The organism is Microbacterium sp. MEJ108Y (assembly GCF_000834175.1).
GTDB classification, from domain to species: Bacteria; Actinomycetota; Actinomycetes; order Actinomycetales; family Microbacteriaceae; genus Microbacterium; species Microbacterium forte.
On sequence record NZ_JXQX01000011.1, the window covers coordinates 1 to 22,919 of the forward strand.

At 69.9% G+C, this 22,919-nt stretch carries 20 protein-coding genes; 10 read left to right on the forward strand and 10 right to left on the reverse strand.

Translation table 11 applies throughout. The annotated features are described in order from the left end of the window. The 4 genes from RU09_RS06170 to RU09_RS06185 form a co-directional block, all read right to left on the reverse strand. The coding region (locus RU09_RS06170) for an EI24 domain-containing protein (RefSeq protein WP_156145885.1) at positions 1-854 on the reverse strand (854 nt) is incomplete at its 3' end. A gap of 34 nt (positions 855-888) precedes the next feature. Beyond that, on the reverse strand, positions 889-5,463 hold the full coding sequence (locus tag RU09_RS06175) for an ATP-dependent helicase (protein ID WP_042538618.1): 4,575 nt from the start codon (positions 5,461-5,463) through the stop codon (positions 889-891). A gap of 111 nt (positions 5,464-5,574) precedes the next feature. Continuing rightward, complete coding sequence (locus tag RU09_RS06180) at positions 5,575-7,299, reverse strand: ABC-F family ATP-binding cassette domain-containing protein (protein WP_042538620.1); 1,725 nt, start codon at positions 7,297-7,299, stop codon at positions 5,575-5,577. Positions 7,300-7,556: 257 nt separating this feature from the next. Continuing rightward, positions 7,557-8,213 (reverse strand): alpha/beta hydrolase, encoded by a 657-nt coding sequence (locus RU09_RS06185; RefSeq protein ID WP_442922281.1) that lies wholly within the window; start codon positions 8,211-8,213, stop codon positions 7,557-7,559. A 113-nt stretch (positions 8,214-8,326) separates the two neighbouring features. On the opposite strand from RU09_RS06185, the gene RU09_RS06190 reads away from it, so the two are divergent. Beyond that, a complete protein-coding gene (locus RU09_RS06190) occupies positions 8,327-8,926 on the forward strand; it encodes an NUDIX hydrolase family protein (RefSeq protein WP_042538622.1) in 600 nt (199 codons plus the stop codon). Between the two features lie 90 nt (positions 8,927-9,016). Here the strand turns inward: RU09_RS06190 and RU09_RS06195 are convergent, their stop codons facing one another. After that, positions 9,017-10,084, reverse strand: a complete 1,068-nt coding sequence (locus RU09_RS06195; RefSeq protein ID WP_042538623.1) for a threonine aldolase family protein — start codon at positions 10,082-10,084, stop codon at positions 9,017-9,019. 89 nt (positions 10,085-10,173) lie between these two features. On the opposite strand from RU09_RS06195, the gene RU09_RS06200 reads away from it, so the two are divergent. Further along, complete coding sequence (locus RU09_RS06200; protein WP_042538624.1) at positions 10,174-11,643, forward strand: MFS transporter; 1,470 nt, start codon at positions 10,174-10,176, stop codon at positions 11,641-11,643. A 15-nt stretch (positions 11,644-11,658) separates the two neighbouring features. Here RU09_RS06200 and RU09_RS06205 read toward each other — a convergent pair whose 3' ends face one another. Together RU09_RS06205 and RU09_RS06210 are read right to left on the reverse strand one after the other, a co-directional pair. Beyond that, positions 11,659-12,300 (reverse strand): SDR family oxidoreductase, encoded by a 642-nt coding sequence (locus RU09_RS06205; RefSeq protein ID WP_042538625.1) that lies wholly within the window; start codon positions 12,298-12,300, stop codon positions 11,659-11,661. A 105-nt stretch (positions 12,301-12,405) separates the two neighbouring features. Next, positions 12,406-13,845 (reverse strand): DUF6421 family protein, encoded by a 1,440-nt coding sequence (locus tag RU09_RS06210; protein WP_042538626.1) that lies wholly within the window; start codon positions 13,843-13,845, stop codon positions 12,406-12,408. A gap of 72 nt (positions 13,846-13,917) precedes the next feature. On the opposite strand from RU09_RS06210, the gene RU09_RS06215 reads away from it, so the two are divergent. Then, on the forward strand, positions 13,918-14,379 hold the full coding sequence (locus RU09_RS06215) for an Lrp/AsnC family transcriptional regulator (protein ID WP_042538629.1): 462 nt from the start codon (positions 13,918-13,920) through the stop codon (positions 14,377-14,379). Between the two features lie 33 nt (positions 14,380-14,412). Here RU09_RS06215 and RU09_RS06220 read toward each other — a convergent pair whose 3' ends face one another. Beyond that, positions 14,413-15,456, reverse strand: coding sequence for an ArsR/SmtB family transcription factor (locus RU09_RS06220; protein ID WP_082041049.1), 1,044 nt, complete (start codon positions 15,454-15,456; stop codon positions 14,413-14,415). Positions 15,457-15,501: 45 nt separating this feature from the next. On the opposite strand from RU09_RS06220, the gene RU09_RS06225 reads away from it, so the two are divergent. From RU09_RS06225 to RU09_RS06240, 4 genes are read left to right on the forward strand one after another with little or no spacing between them, the layout of a single operon-like run. Continuing rightward, positions 15,502-15,864 (forward strand): cupin domain-containing protein, encoded by a 363-nt coding sequence (locus tag RU09_RS06225; protein WP_042538631.1) that lies wholly within the window; start codon positions 15,502-15,504, stop codon positions 15,862-15,864. A 22-nt stretch (positions 15,865-15,886) separates the two neighbouring features. Further along, positions 15,887-16,177 (forward strand): DUF4287 domain-containing protein, encoded by a 291-nt coding sequence (locus RU09_RS06230; protein WP_042538633.1) that lies wholly within the window; start codon positions 15,887-15,889, stop codon positions 16,175-16,177. 34 nt (positions 16,178-16,211) lie between these two features. After that, entirely contained in the window at positions 16,212-16,859 is a 648-nt protein-coding gene (locus tag RU09_RS06235; protein ID WP_197065981.1) for a dihydrofolate reductase family protein, read from the forward strand. Between the two features lie 54 nt (positions 16,860-16,913). Beyond that, entirely contained in the window at positions 16,914-17,891 is a 978-nt protein-coding gene (locus RU09_RS06240) for a 1,4-dihydroxy-2-naphthoate polyprenyltransferase (RefSeq protein WP_042538638.1), read from the forward strand. 1 nt (position 17,892) lies between these two features. Here the strand turns inward: RU09_RS06240 and RU09_RS06245 are convergent, their stop codons facing one another. Together RU09_RS06245 and RU09_RS06250 are read right to left on the reverse strand one after the other, a co-directional pair. Further along, positions 17,893-18,195 (reverse strand): DUF4229 domain-containing protein, encoded by a 303-nt coding sequence (locus RU09_RS06245; RefSeq protein WP_042538849.1) that lies wholly within the window; start codon positions 18,193-18,195, stop codon positions 17,893-17,895. 37 nt (positions 18,196-18,232) lie between these two features. Then, positions 18,233-19,126, reverse strand: coding sequence for a hypothetical protein (locus tag RU09_RS06250; RefSeq protein ID WP_042538640.1), 894 nt, complete (start codon positions 19,124-19,126; stop codon positions 18,233-18,235). Between the two features lie 154 nt (positions 19,127-19,280). Between RU09_RS06250 and RU09_RS06255 the strand changes: the two genes are divergently transcribed. The 3 genes from RU09_RS06255 to RU09_RS06265 are packed head-to-tail and all read left to right on the forward strand — an operon-like array spanning position 19,281 to position 22,881. Then, positions 19,281-20,261, forward strand: coding sequence for a glycosyltransferase family 2 protein (locus tag RU09_RS06255; RefSeq protein WP_042538642.1), 981 nt, complete (start codon positions 19,281-19,283; stop codon positions 20,259-20,261). Beyond that, entirely contained in the window at positions 20,258-21,616 is a 1,359-nt protein-coding gene (locus tag RU09_RS06260) for a polysialyltransferase family glycosyltransferase (protein WP_042538644.1), read from the forward strand. The genes RU09_RS06255 and RU09_RS06260 overlap by 4 nt, the downstream gene beginning before the upstream one ends. A gap of 56 nt (positions 21,617-21,672) precedes the next feature. After that, positions 21,673-22,881: an acylneuraminate cytidylyltransferase gene (locus tag RU09_RS06265; protein ID WP_042538851.1), complete on the forward strand. Its 1,209-nt coding sequence runs from the start codon at positions 21,673-21,675 to the stop codon at positions 22,879-22,881. The last annotated feature ends 38 nt before the right edge of the window (positions 22,882-22,919 follow it).

Genomic DNA, 22,919 nt, shown 5'->3' on the forward strand with positions numbered 1-22,919 from the left:
CCCGGCGCGGGCGGCGCGGGCGGCGCGGGCGGTGCGGGCTGCGCGCGCTGTGCCGGCTGCAGGGGCGGTGCGGGCTGTGCCGGCTGCAGGGTCGCGAGAGGAGGCGAGGTCTGCTGCGCCAGGGGCGTGCGCTCGAGCATGGTGCGCGCGAGAGTCGTGGCGCCTGCCACGGCGGCGGGCATGACGGCCACCGCACCTCCGGGGATCAGGAAGCAGAGTTGCGTCGCGACGCCGAAGCCGAGCACCCGCGCGCGATTGCCGCGGAACAGCACTGCACGGTCGGCGGGAGTGAGGTCGCGGGCGTCGAAGGCTCGCTGCGTGAGCTCGCGTGCGAGCATGCGGCCCGACAGCACGACGCCTCCGACCGCTGCGAGGACGCCGCCCACGAGAGGGACGAAGCCGAGCACCAGCACGAAGATCGCGATGAGGATGCCGAGGAGCACCAACCGCAGTCCCTCACCGACCGCCATCCAGAATCCGCCGCCGTCGGAAGGCGGCGCGTCGCCGAGGTCAGCCTCGACGGCCCGCCAGATGCGCTGGTAGAACGGGTCGCCGATGGCCAGGGCCAGGGCGCTGAACACGGCGCTGGCCAGAGCGAGCGCCGCGGCGAAGATCACGATGCCGACAGCGGCCCGGAAGACCGATCGCCACTCGGGGATCCAGCCGTCGGCGAAGGGTGTCACGGCGTCGGAGATCGGACCGAGCGACAGCGCGAGCGGCACGAGACCTGCGAGCAGCACCAGCGCCGCGATGAGTCCTGGCACGAGTCCGAGGGCCATCAGGCCGGGGCGGCGTCGCCAGGTGCCGAAGCCGCGCAGCAGCGTGCGGATGCCGTAGACGAACTCCCCGATCATGCGTCCAGCCTAGAAGCAGCGGTCATGGCGGCGCTCAGATCACCTTGCGCAGCGTGTAGCCGCGGGGCGTGGCGACGAACCCCGCCTCCTGCAACGCGAGGGCGAGCTCGGTGCCGTAGACGCCTTCGCCGTTGACCTTCTCGACCGTGAGGGTGTCGAGGCGCCGGGCGCGCGCCGTCGCGGCGAGGTCGGATCCCGCGGCGCGCAGCACCTCGGAGTCGTCGGTGAAACACAGCACCGTGCGCCCGCCGCGTTCGAGGTAGAGCACGAGTGAACCGTCGACGAGCACCACCAGGCCGCCGGCCTTGCGCCCAGGACGATGCGACACCTCGTCGCGCTTGGGCCACCCGAGCGCTGCGCCGTAGGGATTGGCGGGGTCGGTCGCGGCGAGCGTCACGGCCTTGCGTGGGGGCGGGTCGGCGAGCCCCGCGAACGTGCGCAGGCGGTCGACGGTGGCGGATGCCGCGAACTGCGCGGCACCCAGCCTCTCGATCACGTAACCGCGTCGGCAGTGCCCGGCCTCTTCGAATCCCGCGAGCACCCGGTATGTCTGGGCGAAGCCGCCCGGCACGCCCTCGGCCTGCACGGCGCCACGGGTGACCACGCCGTAGCGGTCGAGCAGCAGGCCGGCTGTGACGGTCGCCCGCCGAGCGGCATCCGTGTCGACCGAGGGGAGCAGGGACCAGCGTCCGCCGATCGATGAGGGGCGCGCCGCGGTGCGCGCGAGCGACATGCCCCGGTAGGTGCGGGTGCGCGGGGCGCGTCGCGTCACGCGGTGAGCCTGCGACCCCCCGGCCAGCAGCGACCGGATCGGGGCGAAGGTGTCGTTCGTCACACGCCCCGCCCAGGTCAGCGACCACAGCGCCTCGAGCACGGACTGCTCGTTCTCGGCGCCGGCCATCTCTTTCAGCTGGGCGGCGAAGTACGCCCCGCCTGCCTCGAGTGCGGCGAGCACCCGGGCCTCGAGCGAATCGGTGGCGATCTCGTCGTCGGGTTCGGGGAGTGTGAAGGGCGCGAGATCGACAGGGTGCAGCGAGACCCAGCCGTCACGCCCGGGCAGCGTGCCGTGACCCGACCAGATGACCTCTCCCGCGGCCGTGAGCTCGTCGAGCAGGGCGGGGGAGTAGTCCCGCACGCGAGAGGGCAGCACGAGCGACTCCCAGGCGCTCGCGGGAATGGGCACCCCGGCGAACTGCTCGATCACGGCGAGCACGCCGTCGAGTCCTTCGAGCGGACGGCCGAGGTGCTGCCAGTCGGGCAGGAAGCGCGCATACGCCTCGGGCGACACCGGTTCGACGCTGCCTCGGATCGCGGCGAGCGACCGCATCCGCAGTCGGCGCAGCACCTCGGTGTCGCACCACTCGGTCTCGTTGCCCGTTCCGGAGGCCTCGGGCAGGAAGTAGCCGCTGGTCAGTCGACCCGAGTGCTCCAGCCTCTGCAGCGTGTGTCGCGCGACCGCGGCGCCCAGGCCGAAGCGCGTAGCGATGGCATCCGTCGTGAAGGGGCCGTGCGTGCGGGCGTACCGTGCGACGAGATCGCCGAGCGGATCGGCGAGGGGTTCGAGGAACGCGACGGGGATGCCGGTGGGCAGCGCCGCGCCGAGCGCATCGCGCAGGCGGCCGGCGTCTTCGATCGCGGCGACGCGCGTGGTTCCGGCGACGGTGACCGGGATCGCGCGGCGCGCGTCGATCAGCGCGGCGAGGTGGTCGGAGGCCGAACCGGTCTCGGGGTCGAGTCGCGCGTCGATCTCGACCGCATCCATCGGACCCAGCATCCGCAGCAGGTCGGCGACGCCCTCGAGACCTCGCGCACGGCGCTCGGGATCGAGGCGCTGCGCCTCGCGCTCGAACTGCGCGATGACGTCGGGGTCGAGCAGCTCGCGGAGCTCGACCGTGCCGAGCAGCTCGCCGAGCAGCGCCGGGTCGACCGAGAGGGCGGCCGCCCGACGCTCGGCCAGCGGCGAATCGCCCTCGTACATGAATGCGCCGACGTAGCCGAAGAGCAGGTCGCGCGCGAACGGCGACGGCTGAGACGGCTGGGTCTCGACGAGTCTGATGCGTCGGTCGGCGATCGACACCGCGAGCGTGCGCAGCGACGGCAGGTCGTAGACGTCCTGCAGCACCTCGCGCAGGGTCTCCAGGATCACCGGGAATGTCGGATGCCGGCGGGCGACTTCGAGCAGCTGCGCCGAGCGCTGTCGCTGCTGCCACAGCGGGGTGCGCTTGTTCGGGTTCATCCGCGGCATCAGCAGGGCACGGGCGGCGCACTCGCGGAAGCGGGAGGCGAACAGCGCGGATCCGCCGACCTCCTGCGTGACCAGCTGCTCGAGCTCGTCGGGGTCGAACACGAAGAGCTCGGCGCCGGGAGGCTCGGCCTCGGCATCCGGAATGCGCACGATGATGCCGTCGTCGCTCGCGACCGCCGAGCCCTCGACTCCGAGGCGCTCGCGGATCCGGGCGTTGATCGCCAGAGCCCATGGTGCATGGACCTTCATGCCGTAGGGGGAGTGAAGGATGACCCGCCAGTCGCCGACCTCGTCGCGCCCGCGCTCGACCGTGAGGGTGCGGTCGGTCGGCAGGGTGCCTGTCGCCTCGCGCTGCTCGGTGAGGTGCGCCATCAGGTTCATCCTGGCCTGCTCGTCGAGACCGGCGTCGATCAGGCGCTGAGCGGCCTTCTCGGGAGTGGCCGCCGACACCTCGCGGGAGAACCTGCCGAGCGCCTCGCCGAGTTCGAACGGGCGGCCGATTCCGTCGCCGTGCCAGAACGGCACCTTGCCCGGCTGGCCGTATGCGGGAATCACGTTGACGCGGTCGTGCGTGATCTCGGCGATGCGCCAGCTCGTCGTTCCGAGCGTGAACACGTCGCCGACGCGCGACTCGTAGACCATCTCCTCATCGAGCTCGCCGACGCGGGCACCGGTCGACTCGCCGGCGACGAAGACGCCGAAGAGTCCGCGGTCGGGGATCGTGCCGCCGCTCGTGACGGCGATGCGCTGGGCGCCGGGACGCCCGGTCAGCGTGCCGGCGTCTCTGTCCCACACCAGGCGAGGGCGCAGCTCGGCGAACTCGTCGGAGGGGTAGCGTCCGGCGAGCAGGTCGAGCGTCGCCTCGTAGGCCGACCGCGGCAGGGACTGGAACGGCGCCGAGCGACGCACGGTCTCGAACCATTCCTCGACGCTGATCTCGCCGAGGGCGCTCGCCGCGACGGTCTGCTGGGCGAGGATGTCGAGCGGGTTGCGCGGCACCTGGATCGCCTCGATCTTGCCGGCCAGCATCCGCTCGGTGACGATCGCGGTGTGCAGTACGTCTCCCCGGTGCTTGGGGAACAGCGCCGCACGGCTGATCTCGCCGACCTGGTGGCCGGCGCGACCGACTCGCTGCAGCCCGGAGGCTGCCGAGGGCGGCGCCTCGACCTGGATCACCAGGTCGACCGCACCCATGTCGATGCCGAGCTCGAGGCTGCTCGTCGCGACGACGCAGCGAAGGACGCCGGACTTCAGCTCCTCCTCGACCTGTGCCCGCTGCTCTTTCGAGACCGAGCCGTGGTGTGCCTTGGCGAGCACGGGGTCGGCGCCGGCTGTCGCACCCGCCTGCGCCATCATGGCCGCCGGCACCGATGCCTCGGGCAGGGCGACGCCGATGCGCTCGGAGTAGATCTCGTTCAGTCGCCCGGTGAGCCGTTCGGCCAGCCTTCGCGAGTTCGAGAACACGATGGTCGACTTGTTCTGCAGGATGCGGTCGACGATCGCCTCCTCCACGTGCGGCCAGACGGAGCCGGTGACCTCGGTGTATTCCGCATCGGCGGCATCGCCGGCATCCTTCGGCGCCCCGGGAGGCGGCGGCGGATTGGTCATGTCGTCCATCGGGACGATGACGCCCAGCTCGAACGTCTTCGATGCGGGCGGGGCGACGATCTCGACCGGGGCGGCGCCGCCGAGGAATCGTGCGACCTCGTCGATAGGGCGCACGGTCGCCGACAGTCCGATGCGCTGGGCCGGCTCGTCATGGCCATGAGTGCGGCGCAGCGCGTCGAGACGCTCGAGGCTCACCGCGAGGTGTGCTCCGCGTTTGGTCGCGGCGACCGCGTGCACCTCGTCGATGATCACCGTGTGCACGTCGCGCAGAGTCTCGCCGGCGCGGCTGGTGAGCATGAGGTAGAGCGACTCGGGGGTGGTGATGAGGATGTCCGGAGGATCGGAGACCAGCTTGCGGCGGTCGCTCGACGTCGTGTCGCCCGAGCGCACGCCGACGGTCACGGAGGGGGCCTCGACCCCGAGGCGCCTGGCCGACTGCCCGATGCCGATGAGCGGAGAGCGCAGGTTGCGCTCGACATCGACGCCGAGAGCCTTCAGCGGTGAGATGTAGAGGATGCGCGTGCGCGAGCCGTCTCTGGCCCTGGCGGGCTGCTCGGTACGCTCGCGGAACACGCTGTCGATCGCCCAGAGGAAGGCCGAGAGGGTCTTGCCCGACCCGGTCGGAGCCACCACGAGCGCGTGCTTGCCGGCTGAGATGGCATTCCACGCACCGGCCTGCGCAGGAGTGGGTTCGGGAAACGCACCCCTGAACCAGTCTTGCGTGGCAGGAGTGAAGCGGTCGAGCACGTCACCCATCAGTCCATCATCACCCGTGCCACCGACATCGGGGCGGCCGTTGTCCCCAGAGACCACCATGCGGTAGGCGTGATCCGAGGTGGCGCCCGCCCGCCGGCGGGCGCCACCTCGTCAGAGCGCCTCGTGCAGCGCGCCCTCGGCGTCGATCTCGAGCGTGAGCCCCAGGTCGAGACGGGCGAGGAACGCGTCGTCGTGACTCACGACCAGCACCGCCCCGCGGTAGGCCCGCAGCGCCTCGACGAGCTGGTCGACGGTGTCGATGTCGAGGTTGTTCGTCGGCTCGTCGAGCACCACGAGGTGCGGTGCGGGATCCGAGAGCAGCAGCCTGGCCAGCGACACCCTGAAGCGTTCGCCGCCAGACAGGGCGGCGACAGGGCGCTCGGCCGTGGCTCCTCGGATGAGGAACCTGGCGAGCCGGTTGCGCAGCTCCTTCTCGGGCACCTGCGACGCGGCATCCGCGATGTTCTCGAACACCGACCGGTTCTCGTCGAGCCCGTCGATCCGCTGCGGCAGGTAGCCGATGCGGTCGGTGAGCGCCGTCGCCGTCAGCGCCGGCCGTTCCGTATTCAGCAGGGATTCCTCCGAGAGGGCGGTAGAGCCGTCATCCGGACCGATCGTCGGCATCGGTGCTGACTCGCCGACGCCGACGCCGACGCCGACGCCGACGCCGACGCCGCCGCCGACGCCGGCTCCGGCCACCAACCGCTCGAGCAGCGTCGTCTTTCCGGCGCCGTTGCGCCCGATCAGGGCGACGCGGTCGGGGCCCTGGACGATCCACGACCGCTCGCCGTCGCCGATCATGGCGATGCGCCGCGAGCGCGACACCTGGGGGTCGGGAAGCTCGATCTTCATCGACGCATCCGAGCGCAGACGGCGCCCCGCCTCATCGAGCGCGGTGCGAGCGGCATCCTCCTTCGCGCCGACCTCGGTGCGCAGCTTTCCCGCTGACACCTCCGCGGCCATCTTGCGACCGTGCGCGATGATCTTCGGCACGCGCTTCTCGATCTCCGCCTTCTTCGCCGTGCGCGACCGGTGCGCGAGCTTGACCTCGGCCTCGATGCGCTGACGCTTCTCCTTGCGGAACTCCTGCTTCGCCGTGACCTCTGCCTGCCTGGCGGCCTCCTGCTCGGCATCCAGCCAGGCTCGCCATTCGGAGTACGGGCCCCCGAACACGCTCAGCGTCTGGGCGTAGAGCTCGGCGGTGTCGTCCATCAGCTCGAGCAGCGAGAGATCGTGGCTGACCACGATGAGCGTGCCCTTCCACGATCTGACCATGGCCGCCAGCTTCGCGCGGGCTTCCCGATCGAGATTGTTGGTCGGCTCATCGAACAGGGTGATCGGTGCACGCCGCAGACGGATGCCGGCGATCGCGACCAGCACCGCCTCACCGCCCGACAACTCGCCGACACGTCGGTCGAGGAACTCGGGGGCGAGGCCCGCCTCGGCCAGGGACTGCTCGGCTCGTGCCTCGATGTCCCACTCGTCGCCGACCGCGTCGAAGTGCGCCTGGTCGACATCGCCCGCGCTGATCGCTCGGACGGCATCGAGGGCTTCGGCGACTCCGAGCAGCTCGGACACCCGGCGGTCGACGTCGAGCGTGAGCTGCTGCGGCAGGTACGCGACCTCGCCAGTCGTGGTGAGGGATCCGGTCGTGGGATTCAGCTCGCCCGCCATGAGGCGGAGCAGTGTCGACTTGCCGGCGCCGTTGCGGCCGACCAGCCCGGTGCGACCGGAGCCGAACGATCCCGAGACCGAGTCGAGCGCGGTGGTGCCGTCCGGCCAGGTGAAGGTGAGTCGGTCGAGGGTGACCGACGCGTGGAGGGTGGGTACTGACATGGTGTCTCCTGACGAGTGCGAGGGTGCACTGACACCGGTCGCCCGAGGGCCCCGTCTGAGCGGGGCGCTGTCGGAGGACAGCGGGCGTGGTCTGCCGTGGAGTCGGCGATCGTCGGGTCAGCGCGCGGAAAGGCGAGCGCGGAGGCGACGGATCAGATCAAAGGACTTCCAGACACGGCGGACAGGACTCCACGACGATACCCGGGCGTGTCGGACTTTCGCAACCCCGGGCGTGTCGCACTTGCGGACAGGCTCGATCAGGCCTTGGCGGCCCGCTCCAGCCATTTCGTGAGGAAGACGTGCACGTCGCGGAGCTCTTCCTCCGAGATGCTGTGCGTGAGTCCGGTGTAGACCCGCCCTGACAGCTCGGAGTGCGAGGGCAGCCACTCTGCGGTGTGGGCGACCAGCGCCTCGGGGATCACCTGATCGTTCGTGCCTCGGCCCCAGAAGACGTGCGGTCGCGACTCGGTCAGCGCTTCGTCACCCGGAAGCTCGCCGGCCGCGGCGTAGCCGCTGAGCGCCACCACGGTGTCGATGCTCTGCGGGGCGAGGCGCATGGCCTGGAGCGCGACGGCGGCGCCCTGCGAGAAGCCGAGGAGAGCCACCGCAGGAGTATCCTCCCGAGCATCGTCGAGCCAGCGCAGGAATGCCTCTGCCGCCAGCGTCACCGACGCGGCGCTGCGGCCGTCGAGGCCCTCGATGGCATACCAGGAGCGCCCCGGCATCGGCCACGGGGGTGCGAGCGGGGCGGCGACGGATGCCACGGCGATGCCCTCGGGCAGATACGGCACCAAGCCGAACAGGTCGTGCTCGTCGGCGCCGTATCCGTGCAGCAGCACCAGCAGCGGCATCCCCGCGCGGTCTTCGGTCGACCAGCGCGTGAGGAGCCCGTCGATCATCAGTTCTTCGCTCACCCGTCCATCCTGCCAGCGCCCTCTGACACGCGCAGGCGCTGATCGTCGGATCGTATGCCGGTCGTGGCCGCAAGTCGGTGTTCGGGCGAGGATGCGGCTGGTAGAAAGGAGACATGTCCGTCCGCACACCTGATCCCGATCCCGAGCCCGACGACGGCCTCGAGGGTTTCGGCTCCGCACAGCCCTCGCGCGACTCCAATCCGGGGTGGTTGAGCGAATACGAGCTCGCAGAGGCGAGACGCCACCTGCCGATGCTCTACGTCGAGGCGATCCCGGTGCGCACCGACGGTTCAGGCCAGGTGACCGAGATCGGCATCCTGCTGCGGTCGACCCCCATGGGCGAGATGACGCGCACGATCGTCTCGGGTCGAGTCCGGTTCGGCGAGACGATCCGCGATGCGCTGTTCCGCCACGTCGAGAACGACCTGGGCCCGATGGCGTTCCCGCTGCTCCCGCCCCAGCCACTGCCGTTCACGGTCGCCGAGTACTTCCCGATCCCGGGGGTCAGCGCCTACCACGATGACCGTCAGCACGCCGTCTCGCTCGCGTTCGTGGTGCCGGTCACCGGCACGTGCGAGCCGCGACAGGACGCGCTCGAGGTCACGTGGTTCTCGCCGGAGGCGGCGGCGTCGGACACGGTCGCCGCCGAGATGGAGGGTGGGCGCGGCACGCTCATCCGTCTGGCGCTCGCGAATCTCGGTCTGCTCCGCTAGCGGCGCAGTCACCGCATACGCGAGAGACCCACCGTCACGACTTCTGATGGTGGGTCTCTCTCGTCGGTCGCGGGCGCCGCGACCGAATTCTCAGCGCGTGGTGAGGCGCGCGAGCTCTGCGACGAACTCGTCGACGTCGGACTCCTCGGTGTCGAACCCGCACATCCAGCGGACCTCGTTGCGCGCGGCATCCCAGTCGTAGAAGCGGAACTTCTCGCGCAGCCGGTCGGCGATGCCGTCGGGAAGGGTCGCGAAGACGCCGTTCGACTGGGTCGGCTGCGTGAACGACACTCCGGTGATCTCGCCGGCGGCGATGCCGGCCTCGATCGCGCCGCGCAGGCGCTGGGCCATGGCGTTCGCGTGCTGGGCGTTGCGCAGCCACAGGTCGCCCTCGAGCAGCGCGATGAGCTGCGCCGAGACGAACCGCATCTTCGACGAGAGCTGCATGTTGAACTTGCGGGAGTACTGCAGACCCGTCGACGCCTCGGGGTTCAGCACCACGATGGCCTCGCCGAGCATGGCTCCGTTCTTCGTGCCGCCGAAGCTGAGCACGTCGACACCGGCGTCGCGGGTGAAGGCGCGCAACGGCACGTCGAGGGCCGCGGCCGCGTTCGAGATGCGTGCGCCGTCGAGGTGCAGCATCATGCCGCGTTCGTGCGCGTGGTCGGCGAGCGCGCGGATCTCGTCGACGGAGTACAGGGTGCCGAGCTCGGTCGACTGCGTGATCGAGACCACGAGCGGCTGTGCGCGGTGCTCGTCGCCCCAGCCCCAGGCCTCGCGGTCGACGAGCTCGGGCGTGAGCTTGCCGTCGTCCGTCGGCACGGCGAGGATCTTGAACCCGCCGATCCGCTCGGGGGCACCGCCTTCGTCGACGTTGATGTGAGCGGTGGACGCCGCGATGACGGCGCCCCAGCGGGGCAGCATCGACTGCAGGCCGGTGACGTTCGCGCCGGTGCCGTTGAACACCGGGAAGGCCTCGACGCCCTCTCCGAAGTGCGCGCGGAAGACCTCCTGCAGACGCGCCGTGTAGGCGTCCTCGCCGTATGCGACCTGGTGGCCGCCGTTCGCCGCTGCGATGGCCGCGAGGACCTCGGGGTGGACGCCGGAATAGTTGTCGCTGGCGAAGCCCCGGACGGCGGGGTCATGCTGAATACTCACCGCACAAGCCTATTGCCGGATGCCGGCCGCTGACGCCGCGCTGCGGAACCGCCCTACCGAATGTCCGAGGCCCCGCCTACCCTCTAATCATGGAGCGCACCGCAGCGAAGACGGCCTTCGCGAACGTCCTCGTCAACACGCTCATCGCGAACGTGACGACGAGCTTCCTGTGGTTCGCGCTGACGTTCTGGGTGTACATCGAGACGCAGTCGGTGCTCGCGACCGGCATCATCGGCGGCGCCTACATGCTGTTCGTCGCCTTCTTCGCGATGATCTTCGGCACGATCGTCGATCGCAACCGCAAGCACACGGTGATGCTGCTCTCGAGCGTCATCTCGGCGGTCGCGTTCCTGATTGCGGGGGTGCTCTACGTCTGGCAGCCCGAGTCGGCGCTGCTCGACCTCGGCGGCCCGTGGTTCTGGCTGTTCTCGGCGATCATCCTGTTCGGCGGGGTCATCGAGCAGCTGCGCAACATCGCGCTCTCGACCACGGTCACGCTGCTGGTGCCCGAAGACCGGCGGGCCAACGCCAACGGCCTCGTCGGCACGGTGCAGGGGCTGGCCTTCCTCGTGACGAGCGTGTTCTCGGGGCTCTCGATCGGCTTCCTCGGCATGGGGTGGACTCTGGCGATCGCGATCGGCGCGATGGCGCTGACGTTCGTGCACCTGCTCTTCATCCGCATCCCCGAGGGGGCACCGCACCCCGGCCCCGACGCCAAGAGCGCACTCGACTTCCGCGGCAGCGTGGCGGCCATCCGTCTGGCGCCCGGGCTGTTCGCGCTGATCATCTTCTCGACCTTCAACAACCTCATCGGCGGCGTGTACATGGCGCTGATGGACCCCTACGGTCTCACTCTCTTCGACGCCCAGATGTGGGGGTTCGCTCTCGCGTTCGCGTCGACCGGGTTCCTGATCGGCGGCGGGCTCGTGGCGAAGTTCGGCCTCGGCGCGAAGCCGATGCGCACGCTGCTGCTGGTCGTGATCGCGATGGGCATCCTCGGCTCGGTGTTCATGCTGCGCGAGTGGTGGCCGCTCTACGTGATCGGCATGTGGATCTACATGGCTCTCGTGCCTCCTGTCGAGGCGGCGGAGCAGACGATCATCCAGAAGGTGGTCCGCTACGACCGGCAGGGGCGCGTGTTCGGCGTCGCCGCCGCGATGGAGGCCGCAGCCGCCCCGATCACGGCGTTCCTGATCGCGCCGATCGCCGAGTTCCTGATCATCCCGTACATGAAGACCTCCGAGGGGCAGCAGCAGTGGGAGTGGCTGCTCGGCACGGGTGACGCTCGGGGCATCGCGCTGATCTGCCTGTTCGCGGGCATCATCATGGTGGTGGCTGCCACACTCGCGTTCTTCACGAAGTCGTATCGCAAGCTCACCGAGCTCTATGCGAACGCCCCGGAGCAGGATCCGAACGGCGAGGATGCTGTGGAGGACGGCGATGCCAGCGACGCTGCAGGGGCAGACGCGGTCGCGAATCGCAGCGTCGACGACCGCATCGCAGATTCCCCGCCGCCGCTGCGGGGGCTGCCGCCCGAAGTGCCCGAGGCGCGTCGCTAGCCGCGGTCGACCGGGTCAGTCGAGCGTGAGGATCTGGTCGTTGAGATCGGCGGCGTCGCCGTCCCACAGGGCCAGCACACGCGGTGCGAGTGACTCGGGGTCGAGCGCCTTCGCCCGGAACACGACGGATGCCGCGCGCAGCGGCTCCCCGGCATCCCTGGCCGCCTTGGCGAAGCCCTGAGCCACGGCGCGCGTCCACGCCTCGCTCGCCGCCTTGATGGCCGCGTAGTTCGCACCGCCCGCCAGAGGGCGCCCCACGGCGGTGGACGAGACGATCGCGAAACGTCCGGCATCCGACGCACGCAGTGCAGCGTCGAACGCCCGGCTGGTCGCACGCACCGCATCGAGCGCCGGCAGGAGGGCGCGGAAGTCGTCATCGGACTGTCCGGCGAGCCCGCCGCCGCCGCGCCAGCCGCCGACCAGCGGGATCACCGCGTCAACCGTGTCGAGCCGTGAGGCCAGCTCCGTCATCGCCTCCAGTGAGGTCGCGTCAGCCACCTCGACCTGGGCTCCGATCGACCGCAGCGATTGCAGCCGCTCGGCGGAGCGACCGGTGGCGATCACCCGCGCCCCGGCGTCGACGAGTGCCCGAGCGAGCGCGAGTCCCGAAGGGCTGGTGGCTCCGGCGAGGAGGACGGTTCTGTCGGTGACGCTCATGTGCTCAACTCTCGTGAAGAAACAGTTCTGCGGCCACCCCGGGCAGGAATGGCCGCAGATGCTGCGTCCGATCGCCCCCGCGACCGGACCCCAGAAATGCGCGAGTCAGTCGTCGGTGCCCCGGATGCCGACGGTCGACTCGATGACCGGCTTCATCTTCTTGTCGAGGGCTTCGAAGAACATGGAGAGGGGGAACTCGTCGTCCAGCACCGCGTCGGTGAAACCCTTCGGGGCGCCGGCGAGGATCTCGTCCGGAAGACCGCGGGCCCAACGCGAGGCGGGGTTCGGGGTGAGCACGGAACGGACGAGATCGTAGGCGGCCAGCCAGTGAGCCGTCTTCGGGCGATCGATCGAGCGCCAGTAGAGCTCGTCGATCGCATCGCCGAGGGCGACGACCGCATCGGGCACGGCAGCCCAGTCGAACGCGAGGGCGGTGTCGGTCCAGTGCAGCACGCCGCGCTGGTGCAGCCAGGCGAACAGCAGCTGTCCACCGAGACCGTCGTAGTTGCGCACACGCGATCCCGTGATCGCGAAGCGGAAGATCCGGTCGAAGATCACGGCGTACTGCACGAGGTCCGCGTGGTCGAGCATCTCGTGCTCGGAGTCGGAGAGGCTCTCGCCGGCCTCGGCACGCGCACGCAGGGACCGCTCGATGTTCACCGACTCGCGGAACGCGGTCAGGTCGCACCGCAGCTCTTCGAGCGAGTAGAGGAAGAACGGCATCCGCTGCTTGATCATGAACGGGTCGAACGGCAGGTCGCCGCGCATGTGGGTGCGGTCGTGGATGATGTCCCACATCACGAACGCGCGCTCGGTCAGCGCCTGGTCGTCGAGCATCGCGGCGGCGCGCTCGGGAAGCTCGAGCTTGGTGATCTCGGCGGCCGCGCGGGTGACCCGACGGTAGCGGGCTGCTTCACGGTCCTGGAAGATCGCGCCCCACGTGAACGAAGGGATCTCGCGCATCGCGACGGTCTCGGGGAACAGCACGGCCGAGTTCGTGTCGTACCCGGGCGTGAAGTCGACGAGCCGCAGCGAGACGAACAGCTTGTTGCCGTAGTCGCCGGCCTCGAGGGCCGCGATGAACTCGGGCCAGATGGTCTCGACGATGAGCGCCTCGACGAGGCGATCGCTCGAGCCGTTCTGCGTGTACATCGGGAAGACGACCAGATGACGGATGCCGTCGACCCGGTGCTGCTGAGGCTGGAAGGCCATGAGCGAATCCAAGAAGTCCGGCACGCCGAATCCTTCGGAGACCCAGCGGTCGAAATCGACGATCGACGCGGCGAGGTACTCGGCGTCGTGCGGGAAGGCCGGGGCGAGGGCGCGGATGCCGGCGGTGACCGCCCCGACGAGATCACGGGCTGCGGCGTGGTGCGCAGCATCCGGGATCGAGCCGTCCTTGATCTGCATCTCGCGGATCGCGATCGCCGCGTCCTTGAGCTGCGCCCACGCTGCGGAAAATTCCGCGGTCGATGCGTCTTCGACGACCTCGGGTTCGCCGACGATGGCCTGTGCAGCGGAGCTGTTGGCGGAAATGATGGACATCGGGACCTCCGATCGGAGACTTTCACGGAAAGATTCCGGCATATACGGAATCCTGACGATAATATTACATCCATGGATGACTCCGTCGACCGCGCGATCCTGGCCGAGATCTCACGAGACGGGCGTGCGACGCTGTCTCAGCTCTCCGACGCCGTCGGGCTCTCCGTCTCGGCCGTCCAGTCGCGACTCCGCCGCCTGGAGACCAGAGGCGTCATCACCGGCTACCGTGCGATCCTCGACCCCGAGCTGGTCGGCACCCCTCTCTCGGCGTTCATCGAGATCACCCCTCTCGACCCGGCCCAGCCCGACAACGCCCCCGAGCTTCTCGAGCACCTCGACGCGATCGAGGCGTGCCATTCGATCGCCGGCGACGCCAGCTACATGCTGTTCGTGCGGGTCGCATCGCCGCGTGCGCTGGAAGAGCTCGTGCGCGACATCCGCCTCGCGGCGAACGTCAGCACCCGCACGACGGTCGTGCTGCAGACCTACTACGAGCACCGGCCGATCATCTCGGTCGCCCCCGAAGACGAGTAGAGAACGCGCGCGTCCCTCACAACACCGCGCTGATCACAGCACCGCGCCGACCATCGCCTCCCCGAGGGGCGTGCGCAGATGCAGCATCCTTGCGCCGTCGCGTTCGCTTGAGATCAGGCCGGCGTCGCGCAACACCGTGAGGTGGTGGGATGCCGTGGACACGGCGATCCCCGCATCCTGAGCCACCTGTGAGGTGGTGCGGGCAACGCCGGCCTCGAGCAGGATCGTCGCGCGCGCCGGGCCGAGGAGGGCGCCGAGCGACGTGGCGATCTCGCTCGCGTTGCGGGACCAGCCGGCGGTCACGCCCCGCGCGGGATAGAACAGGGTCGGCTGGGCCGGCGGTTCGGTGAGCACCATGCATCCCCAGGACGACATCACCGACGGCACCAGCACCAGTCCGCTGCCGTGGCAGTCGACGAGCTCGCTGTGGCGGCGAAGGGAGACACGCACGGCCCCGTCGCCCCAGCTCACGGTCGGATGCAGTCCACCCGCCATCTCTCGGATCCCCGAGGTGGCGATCACCCGCGACCGCACGGCGATGTCGGATCGCAGCAGACGTTCGAGCTGCGGCCAGACGGGAGCGAGCGCGGCATCCCACACCGCCGACCAGGCGTCGGCGATCATCTCGCGGGCACGGGTCGGCTGCTCCTGCATCTCGCGCAGCGCCCGCCGGCGGGATCCCGACGAGCGGATCACCATCTTGCCGAAGTCGACCCGCATCGGATCCAGCGGTGTGATGCGCAGCGCCGCGAGCTCGGCCTCGGGCGTCATGTCCCACCCCGGCGCCGCCGTGAGGAAGTCGGGCATGTAGCCGTCGTCGCCGATCACCACGGCGAGCAGCTGGAAGCTCTCGCGCGGCAATCGATCGCGCACGGCCCGCAGCCACCCCCACTGCAGCGGGTGCTGCTCCGGGCGCAGCAGCACGCGCACTGCGTGGGCGAGTTCGTGGCCGGGGGAGATGCCGAATCGCACCGACTGGATGTCGCCGGGGCTGAGGTGGAACTTGACGCGATGGTCGGGGTGCTCGACGCCTTCGACCGGTGTATCGGGTCGACCCGCGTGTGAGTTTCGATCCACATCGAAACTCTAGGACGAGCGTGCGCGCCTGTCGAGACTGGGCTCATGAACACCACGTCATCTGCTCTCGAAGCCGTCGCCGCCGCGGACATCCGCATCGGCTCCGGACGCAGCCGCAGGTTCGTCGGCGCGGATCACGGTGCGGGGATCTCGTACTTCTACGTCGAGAATCAGCCCGGCGAGGGGCCGGGCCTGCACTGGCACCCCTACCCCGAGACCTGGGTGGTGCTCGAGGGCACGGCGCGGATCACGGTCGGCGATGAGACGATCGTCGCCTCCGCAGGCGACACCGCGACAGGCCCGGCCTTCGTGCCACACTGCTTCACGAACGTCGGCGAGGGGATGCTGCGCATCATCGGCATCCATGCGTCGGCGACGATCATCCAGACCTTCCTCTCCGACGACTGAACGACCACGCACAGGAGCATCCATGTCCTTCCAGGCATACCTCGACAAGGTCGAGACCCAGACCGGCCTCACGCCTCGCCAGTTCATCGCACTCGCCAAGGAGCAGGGGTTCGACGAGTCGACCAAGTCGACCGTGGTCCTCAACTGGCTCAAGCAGGACTACGGCCTCGGCCACGGCCATGCGCAGGCGATGGTGCACGTGATCCTCAAAGGCCCGAAGATCAGCGACAAGCACGTCGGCAAGGGCGGAGCGCACGGTGACGCGTCCGACACCCTCTGGCTCGACGGCAAAGACAGCAACCCGAACCCCTGACCTGCGTCTCCCGGCACACGACAGAAGAGAGAGAATCATGGCCGTCCGCGTCGATCTCAACGTCTCCCTCGACGGATTCGCGACCACCACCGACCAGACACCGGAGAACCCCTTCGGCGACGACTGGCCGCGTCTGGTCGCTGCCTACGCCGCGACGCGGACGTTCCGCAGCCGCGTTCTCGGTGACGACTCAGGAGCAGGCACGACCGGAGTCGACGAGAAGTACGCCCACGCCTACTTCGAGGGGATCGGCGCCGAGATCATGGGCGCGGGGATGTTCGGTCTGCACCAGTTCCCGGACGATCCGCAGTGGCGCGGCTGGTGGGGCGATGAACCGCCGTTCGAGGTGCCGGTCTTCGTTCTCACCCATACTGCGCGCGACTCGATCGAGTTCGCGAACGGCACCGTCTTCCACTTCGTCGACGGGAGCCCGGAAGAGGTGCTGCCGCGTGCTCTGGACGCCGCGAACGGGGGCGATGTGCGCATCGGCGGCGGTATCGACGTGGTGCGGCAGTTCCTCGGGGCGGGACTGGTCGATCGGGTGCACCTCGCGGTGAACCCGCTCGTGCTCGGCAGAGGCGAGCGCATCTGGGACGGTCTGCGCGGGATCGAGAACGGCTACGACGTCGAGTCCGAGGTCGCCGAGTCGGGAGTCACGCATCTGACCTTCCGCCGGGGCTGAGCCCGCGGCATCGTCCGCGCATCGTCCATCGGCGGCCCCAGTAGGATTCCCTGCGTGGCAGCATCCTCGAAGCGCAAGAAGAACCAGACCCGTGTGAGCGGCAATCCCGCGAAGCGGGCGAGCGGCAACCCCGCGAGCCAGGCCGTCATCGACGCCGGGCCCGTGACGTTGGGCGACTGGATCGGCGCCGCCCGTCTGCGCACGCTGCCGCTCGCCGTCGCCCCGGTCGTCATCGGCACCGGCGCCGCACGCAGCACCGGTCCGGAGTTCCACTGGGTGATCGCCCTGGCGTGCCTCGCGGTCGCCGTGCTGCTGCAGATCGGCGTCAACTTCGCGAACGACTACAGCGACGGCATCCGCGGCACGGACGCCGTGCGTGTGGGGCCGGCTCGACTGACGGCATCCGGTCGGGTGAAGCCGCGCACCGTGCTCGTCGCGGCTCTCGTGTTCTTCGCGCTCGCCGCGGCGGTCGGCGTCGCGATCGTCATCCGCACCGAGCAGTGGTGGATGCTGGCGATCGGTGCGGCCTGCATCATCGCCGCCTGGTTCTACACCGGCGGCAAGCGACCCTATGGATACAACGCGCTCGGCGAGGTGTTCGTCTTCATCTTCTTCGGACTCGTCGCGACCCTCGGCACCACGTGGGTGCAGGTCTTCGAGCTGCCGCAGCAGGCGTGGCTCGGAGCGATCGCCGCCGGTCTCTTCGCCTGTGCTGTGCTGCTCGCCAACAACCTGCGCGACATCGACCAGGATCGCGTGGTCGGAAAGCGCACCCTGACGGTGCTGATCGGCAAGCGGGCGACCCAGGTGCTGTTCACTCTGTTCGTGATCGTGCCGTTCGGCATCCTCGTGCTGATCGCACTGCTGTACCCGATCGCGTGGATCGGTCTGCTCGCGCTGCTCGCCGGACTCCCGGCGATCCTCATCGTCTGGACCTACCGCCAGGCGAAAGAGCTGGTCACGGCACTGGCCCTGACATCGCTGACCGCACTCCTCTACGCCGGCGCGTTCTTCTGGGCGCTCGCCGGCTGAGTCAGTCCTCGCGACGTGTGGTGGCGCCGGCCTCGCCGGCGATCGCCTCGTCCTCGGCATCCGCATCGTCCTGCTCGGCGGAGCTGCGGCCTCCGCGACGCTCGACGATCCGCGCTGAGGCATCGGTGAGAGGTCGGCGCAGGAACAGCATCGAGATGCTCATGCCGATGAGGGCGGCGAAGATCGCGGCGAGCCACCAGTACTCGCGGAAGATCGGGAAGAAGAACCACATGATCGCCAGGGGCACGAGGAAGGCCAGCAGACGCAGCACGGTGTAGACGAGGAAAGGTGCACGGTTCTTCACCCGCACAGTCTACGTTCGCGAGCTGAGGGGTCTGCTGTCAGCCGTCCAGGCCGAGCGACTGGAAGGGGATGCCGCGTACGACGCGCTTCCACGGGTGCTCGCCGAGCGACCACAGCAGCTTCGCGTCGAGGTCGAGAGCGAGATCCTCGCAGCCGACGGGCAGGGGCACCCGATCGCGCACCAGGGCGTCCCGGCTGCCGGTCCACAGCGCGCCGGGGCGCATGCCGTCGGACTGCGAGACGAAGTGCCGGTCGCCCCAGCGTGCCGCTCCCTGCATCTGCGTGATGCCGGGGGTGAAGCGGCTCTCTTCGCGGAAGTCGTCGTCATCGGCGTCGGGCACCGTGAACTCCGCGATCCGCCCCGCGTCGTCTTTCGTGTACTCGCCGATGAGCACTCGCCGCAGGGGCGTGCCGTCGTCGTCGAACACGCGACCCAGGTATGAGCACCGCAGTTCGATCGGGTGCACGCGGGTGCGCACCGCGACGAGTGCGGAGGCGCGCAGGCCTCGACCGCTCGCACCGGCGATGCGTCGCGCCTCGGCGCCCCGCACCCGGCGGATGTCGGCGAGGTCGAACTCCCAGATGCCGCGACCGGTCGCCGCGACGAACAGCCGATCGTCGAACCACGCGAGGCCGCCGGCATGGATCGGGGCGGGCTGCAGCTCTCCGCCCTCGTCGATGGCGAGCAGCACGTCGAGATGGCGAGAGCGCTCGAGGTCGACGAACGCGACGCGGGACGCCAGGTGGTGACCGTCGAGCCGCTGACGGAACCAGCTGACAGCGAGTGTGCGGCGCCCGTGCCACAGACCGAGATCGACGCCCTGCGGATACCAGCGGCGCGTCCAGGTGCGAGCGCTCAGCCACCGCAGGTCGACCGTGGCGCGGCGCTTCTGGCGCACCGGGCGCCAGGTGGTTCCGAACGGCCAGAGCATGCACCCATCGTCGCCGATCGTCGGGCCAGGTGCGAATCCGGCAGAGGGCACCGGTGGGTCGGCCGATATCGCGTCACCGTGCGTTCACCCGCCGGCCCCCGACCGGCAAGGAGCGCCTGCGAGCATTCCGAGACCGTCGACCCGGGGGAGTTCTGTGCGCACACCGCTCGTCACCGTCATCCTGCCCGCGAAAGACGCAGGCGCCTACATCGGTACGACGCTCGAGACGCTGACACGGCAGTTCGACGACCCTGCCTCGCTCAAGCTCGTGGCGATCGACGACGGCTCGCGCGATGACACCGGCACGCTCATGAGGCGATACGCCGAGCGGTTCCCGCACGCCGAGGTCATCGTCAACCCTCGGCCGAAAGGGCTCGCGAGTGCCCGCAACCAGGGGCTCGAGCATGTCGAGGGCGACGCCTTCTGCTTCCTCGACGGAGACGACTGGATGCAGCCCCAGCGACTCTCGGTGCTGGCCCGGCGGCTGAACGAGCTGGGCTGCGACTTCCTCCGCACCGACCACGTCACGGTGAAGGCCGGCGTGCGCGCCCTCGTGCCGGCGCCGTACCCGTGGCGGGAGACCGTCGGTTCGCCGCGTGAGGCGATCCTGCCCGACGACGAGCCGACCATGGTCGACTACCCGTTCGCCTGGGCCGGGATCATGCACCGACGCCTGATCGACCAGGGGCTCGCGGGTTTCACACCGGGCCTCTTCACCGCCGAGGATCGACCGTGGATCTGGCGGCTGCACCTGCAGGCCCGCTCGTTCGCGGTGGTCGACGCCCCGGCCCTGCTCTACCGCCGCGGGGTGTCGACATCGCTCACCCAGGTGCGCGACCGGCGACAGCTCGACTTCGTGCGCGCGATGGGTGAGGTGCTCGACATCGTCGAGGCGGATGCCGAGTCCGACCGGTTCCTGCCGAAGGCGGTGTGGAGCGTGATGGCGCTCTCGTCGCGCCACCTCGTGCGGTCGAGGAGGATGACCCCGTCGCTGCGCGGCGAGATGCGTGCCGGCCTGCGCGCATTGCTCGGTCGTCTGCCTGAACGAGAGGCATCGGCGGTGCTGTCGCGTCTCGACGGACCCCGGCGCCGCGTGCTGGCGCCGCTGCTGCGCACGGTCGGGATCGCCGCATGACGCAGCTCTTCGCGGTGCACAGCGCCTACGGGCTGGCCACCGCAGCCGCAGCGCTCGACGGCGGATTGCTCGGCGACCACGGTGAGCGCATCCTCGTTCCGTTCGTGTCGTCGCGAGTGCCCGAGACATCGGTGAGCATCGCCGCCGACCCCGCACTGGCGAGCCTCCGCGACAGGTTCGACCGCATCGAAGATCTCGACGCGATGCTCGGCCCCCTGCATCCGAGCTCGTGGAAGCCCCATGCTTCGGACCTGCCGCTGCTGCGCCGCCTGCTGCTCCGGGCGTGGAACATCGACCCCGGCGACCTCGAACTGCTCGTGCAGAGCCCGCAGATCGCCCCGGCGCGCACCCTGATGCTGCTCTTCCCGCACGCGCGACTCACGATCATCGGCGACGGGCTGATGACGTACTCGCCGATGCGGGTGCGGATGCCGCACACGGTGACTGCTCGGATCGGTCGCGTCGTGCACGCCGACGTGGTGCCGGGACTGACACCGCTGGTGGGTGCGCCCACCGCGACGCCGGTGCCGGTCTCACCCGACCTGTTCCGCGCGGTGCTCTGCGAGACCGCCGCGGCGGTCGACGACACGGCAGAGCTCGACAGCGCTCTCGATGGGGAGTCGACCGTGCTCGTGCTCGGGCAGTACCTCTCGGCTCTCGGACTGGTCAGCGAGGGCGAGGAGATCGCGCTGCAGAAGGAGATGATCGACCGCGCGGCGAGCCGGCGACCGCAGCACATCGTCTTCAAACCGCACCCCGCCGCCCCGCCTCGACTGAGCGACGCTCTGCGCGACCGGGCACGGGTGCACGGCATCGACTTCCGCGAGTACCGCGGCGCGCTCGCCGCAGAGATGCTGGCCGAACGCATCGACGCGACAGCCGTCATCGCCGGGTTCTCGACCGCGCTGCCGACCGTGCAGGCGCTGTTCGGCCGCGAGATCGATGCGGTCGGGGCAGACACCGTGCTCGCGCGGCTGACTCCGTATGAGAACAGCAACCGGGTGCCGGCGACGATCGTCGATGCGCTCACCCGAGCAGACTCCCCGTATCGCGACCCCGAGCGCATGCAGCTGCTGATCGACGCGGTCGGCTATGCCATGCAGCCCGTCGTCGCCGGGCACCTCCGCGGTCGGGCCGAGCAGCTGCTGAGCGGCATCCGTCCCTCCGATCGAGATCGGTACTTCGCCCCCGAGAGGCTGGCCGAGCTGCGCCTCCCGGGAGCCCCGCGCGAGACGGCCGTGCGTCGAGCGCTGCGCCCGGTCGGCGGCATCGGCCGGGTCGAGCAGGCGAGGCTCACAGTGCTCGCAGCGCGGCGCAGACTCGCCCGCGCATGGCGGGTGCTCAGAGGGCGATGAGCAGGATGACAGCGATGACGGGCGACGACGGCGACGACGGCGAGGGGACGAGCGACATGAGCGCGGAACAGCAGAAGGCAGCAGCGGGCAGGGTCGTCGCGATCATCCCGGCGCGAGGCGGGTCGAAGGGCGTGCCGCGCAAGAACCTGCGACGCGTCGGCGGGGTGCCGCTCATCGAACGGGCCGTGCGCACTGCGTCGGAGACCGACGGCATCGACCTCGTGGTCGTCTCGACCGATGACGATGAGATCGCCGCGGTGAGCGAGGCAGCCGGGGCGAGAGTCGTGCGGCGACCGGCGGACATCTCCGGCGACACGGCCTCGTCGGAGTCCGCGATCCTGCATGCGCTCGACGTGCTCGAAGGCGAGGGGGAGCCGGCCGAGGTGGTCGCGTTCCTGCAGGCGACCTCGCCGTTCATCGCCCAGGACGCCCTGTCGAGTGCGGTGCGCGAGGTGCGCGAGCGCAGGGCAGACAGCGTGTTCGCCGCCCACGAGACCTATGGATTCCTGTGGTCGCGCCGCGGCCGAGGAGAATCGAGCGGCGAAGGGCGAGCGGATGCCGGCGCGGCCGTCGCACTCAACCACGATGCCGCGCATCGCCCTCGGCGTCAGGATCGCGAGCCGCACTTCCTCGAGACGGGGGCGTTCTACGTGTTCCGCGCCGACGGATTCCGCGAGGCGAGGCATCGCTTCTTCGGCCGCATCCGCATCGCCGAGGTGCCCGAGTGGACGGCGATCGAGATCGACGACGAACAGCAGCTGCGCATCGCCCGCGCGCTCGCCGCCCTCCACGAGAGCCCTGAGCGGGTGCCGGTGCGAGCGATCGTCACCGATTTCGACGGGGTGCACACCGACGACACCGCGACCGTCGACGCCGACGGCGTCGAACGCGTGCGGGTGAGCCGCGAGGACGGCATGGGGGTGTCGCTGCTGCGGCGCGCCGGCATCCCGATGCTCATCCTCTCGACCGAGGTCAACGCCGTCGTGCGCGCTCGGGCAGAGAAACTCCGCGTGCCGGTGCTGCACGGCATCGACGACAAGGAGTCGGCGCTGCGGGGGTGGGCGGAGGAGGTCGGCATCCCGCTCGCCGACATCGCGTACCTCGGCAACGACGTCAACGATCTCCCGGCCCTGCGCATCGTCGGCTGGCCGGTCGCGGTGGCCGACGCGCATCCCCTCGTGCTGGAGGCGGCCCGTGTCGTGCTGAGCCGCGCCGGCGGACATGGTGCCGTCCGCGAGCTGATCGAACGGGTGTTGCCCGCCTGACCGGTGCCGGTAACCCTCCTGTCGTGTGGCGTTCATTC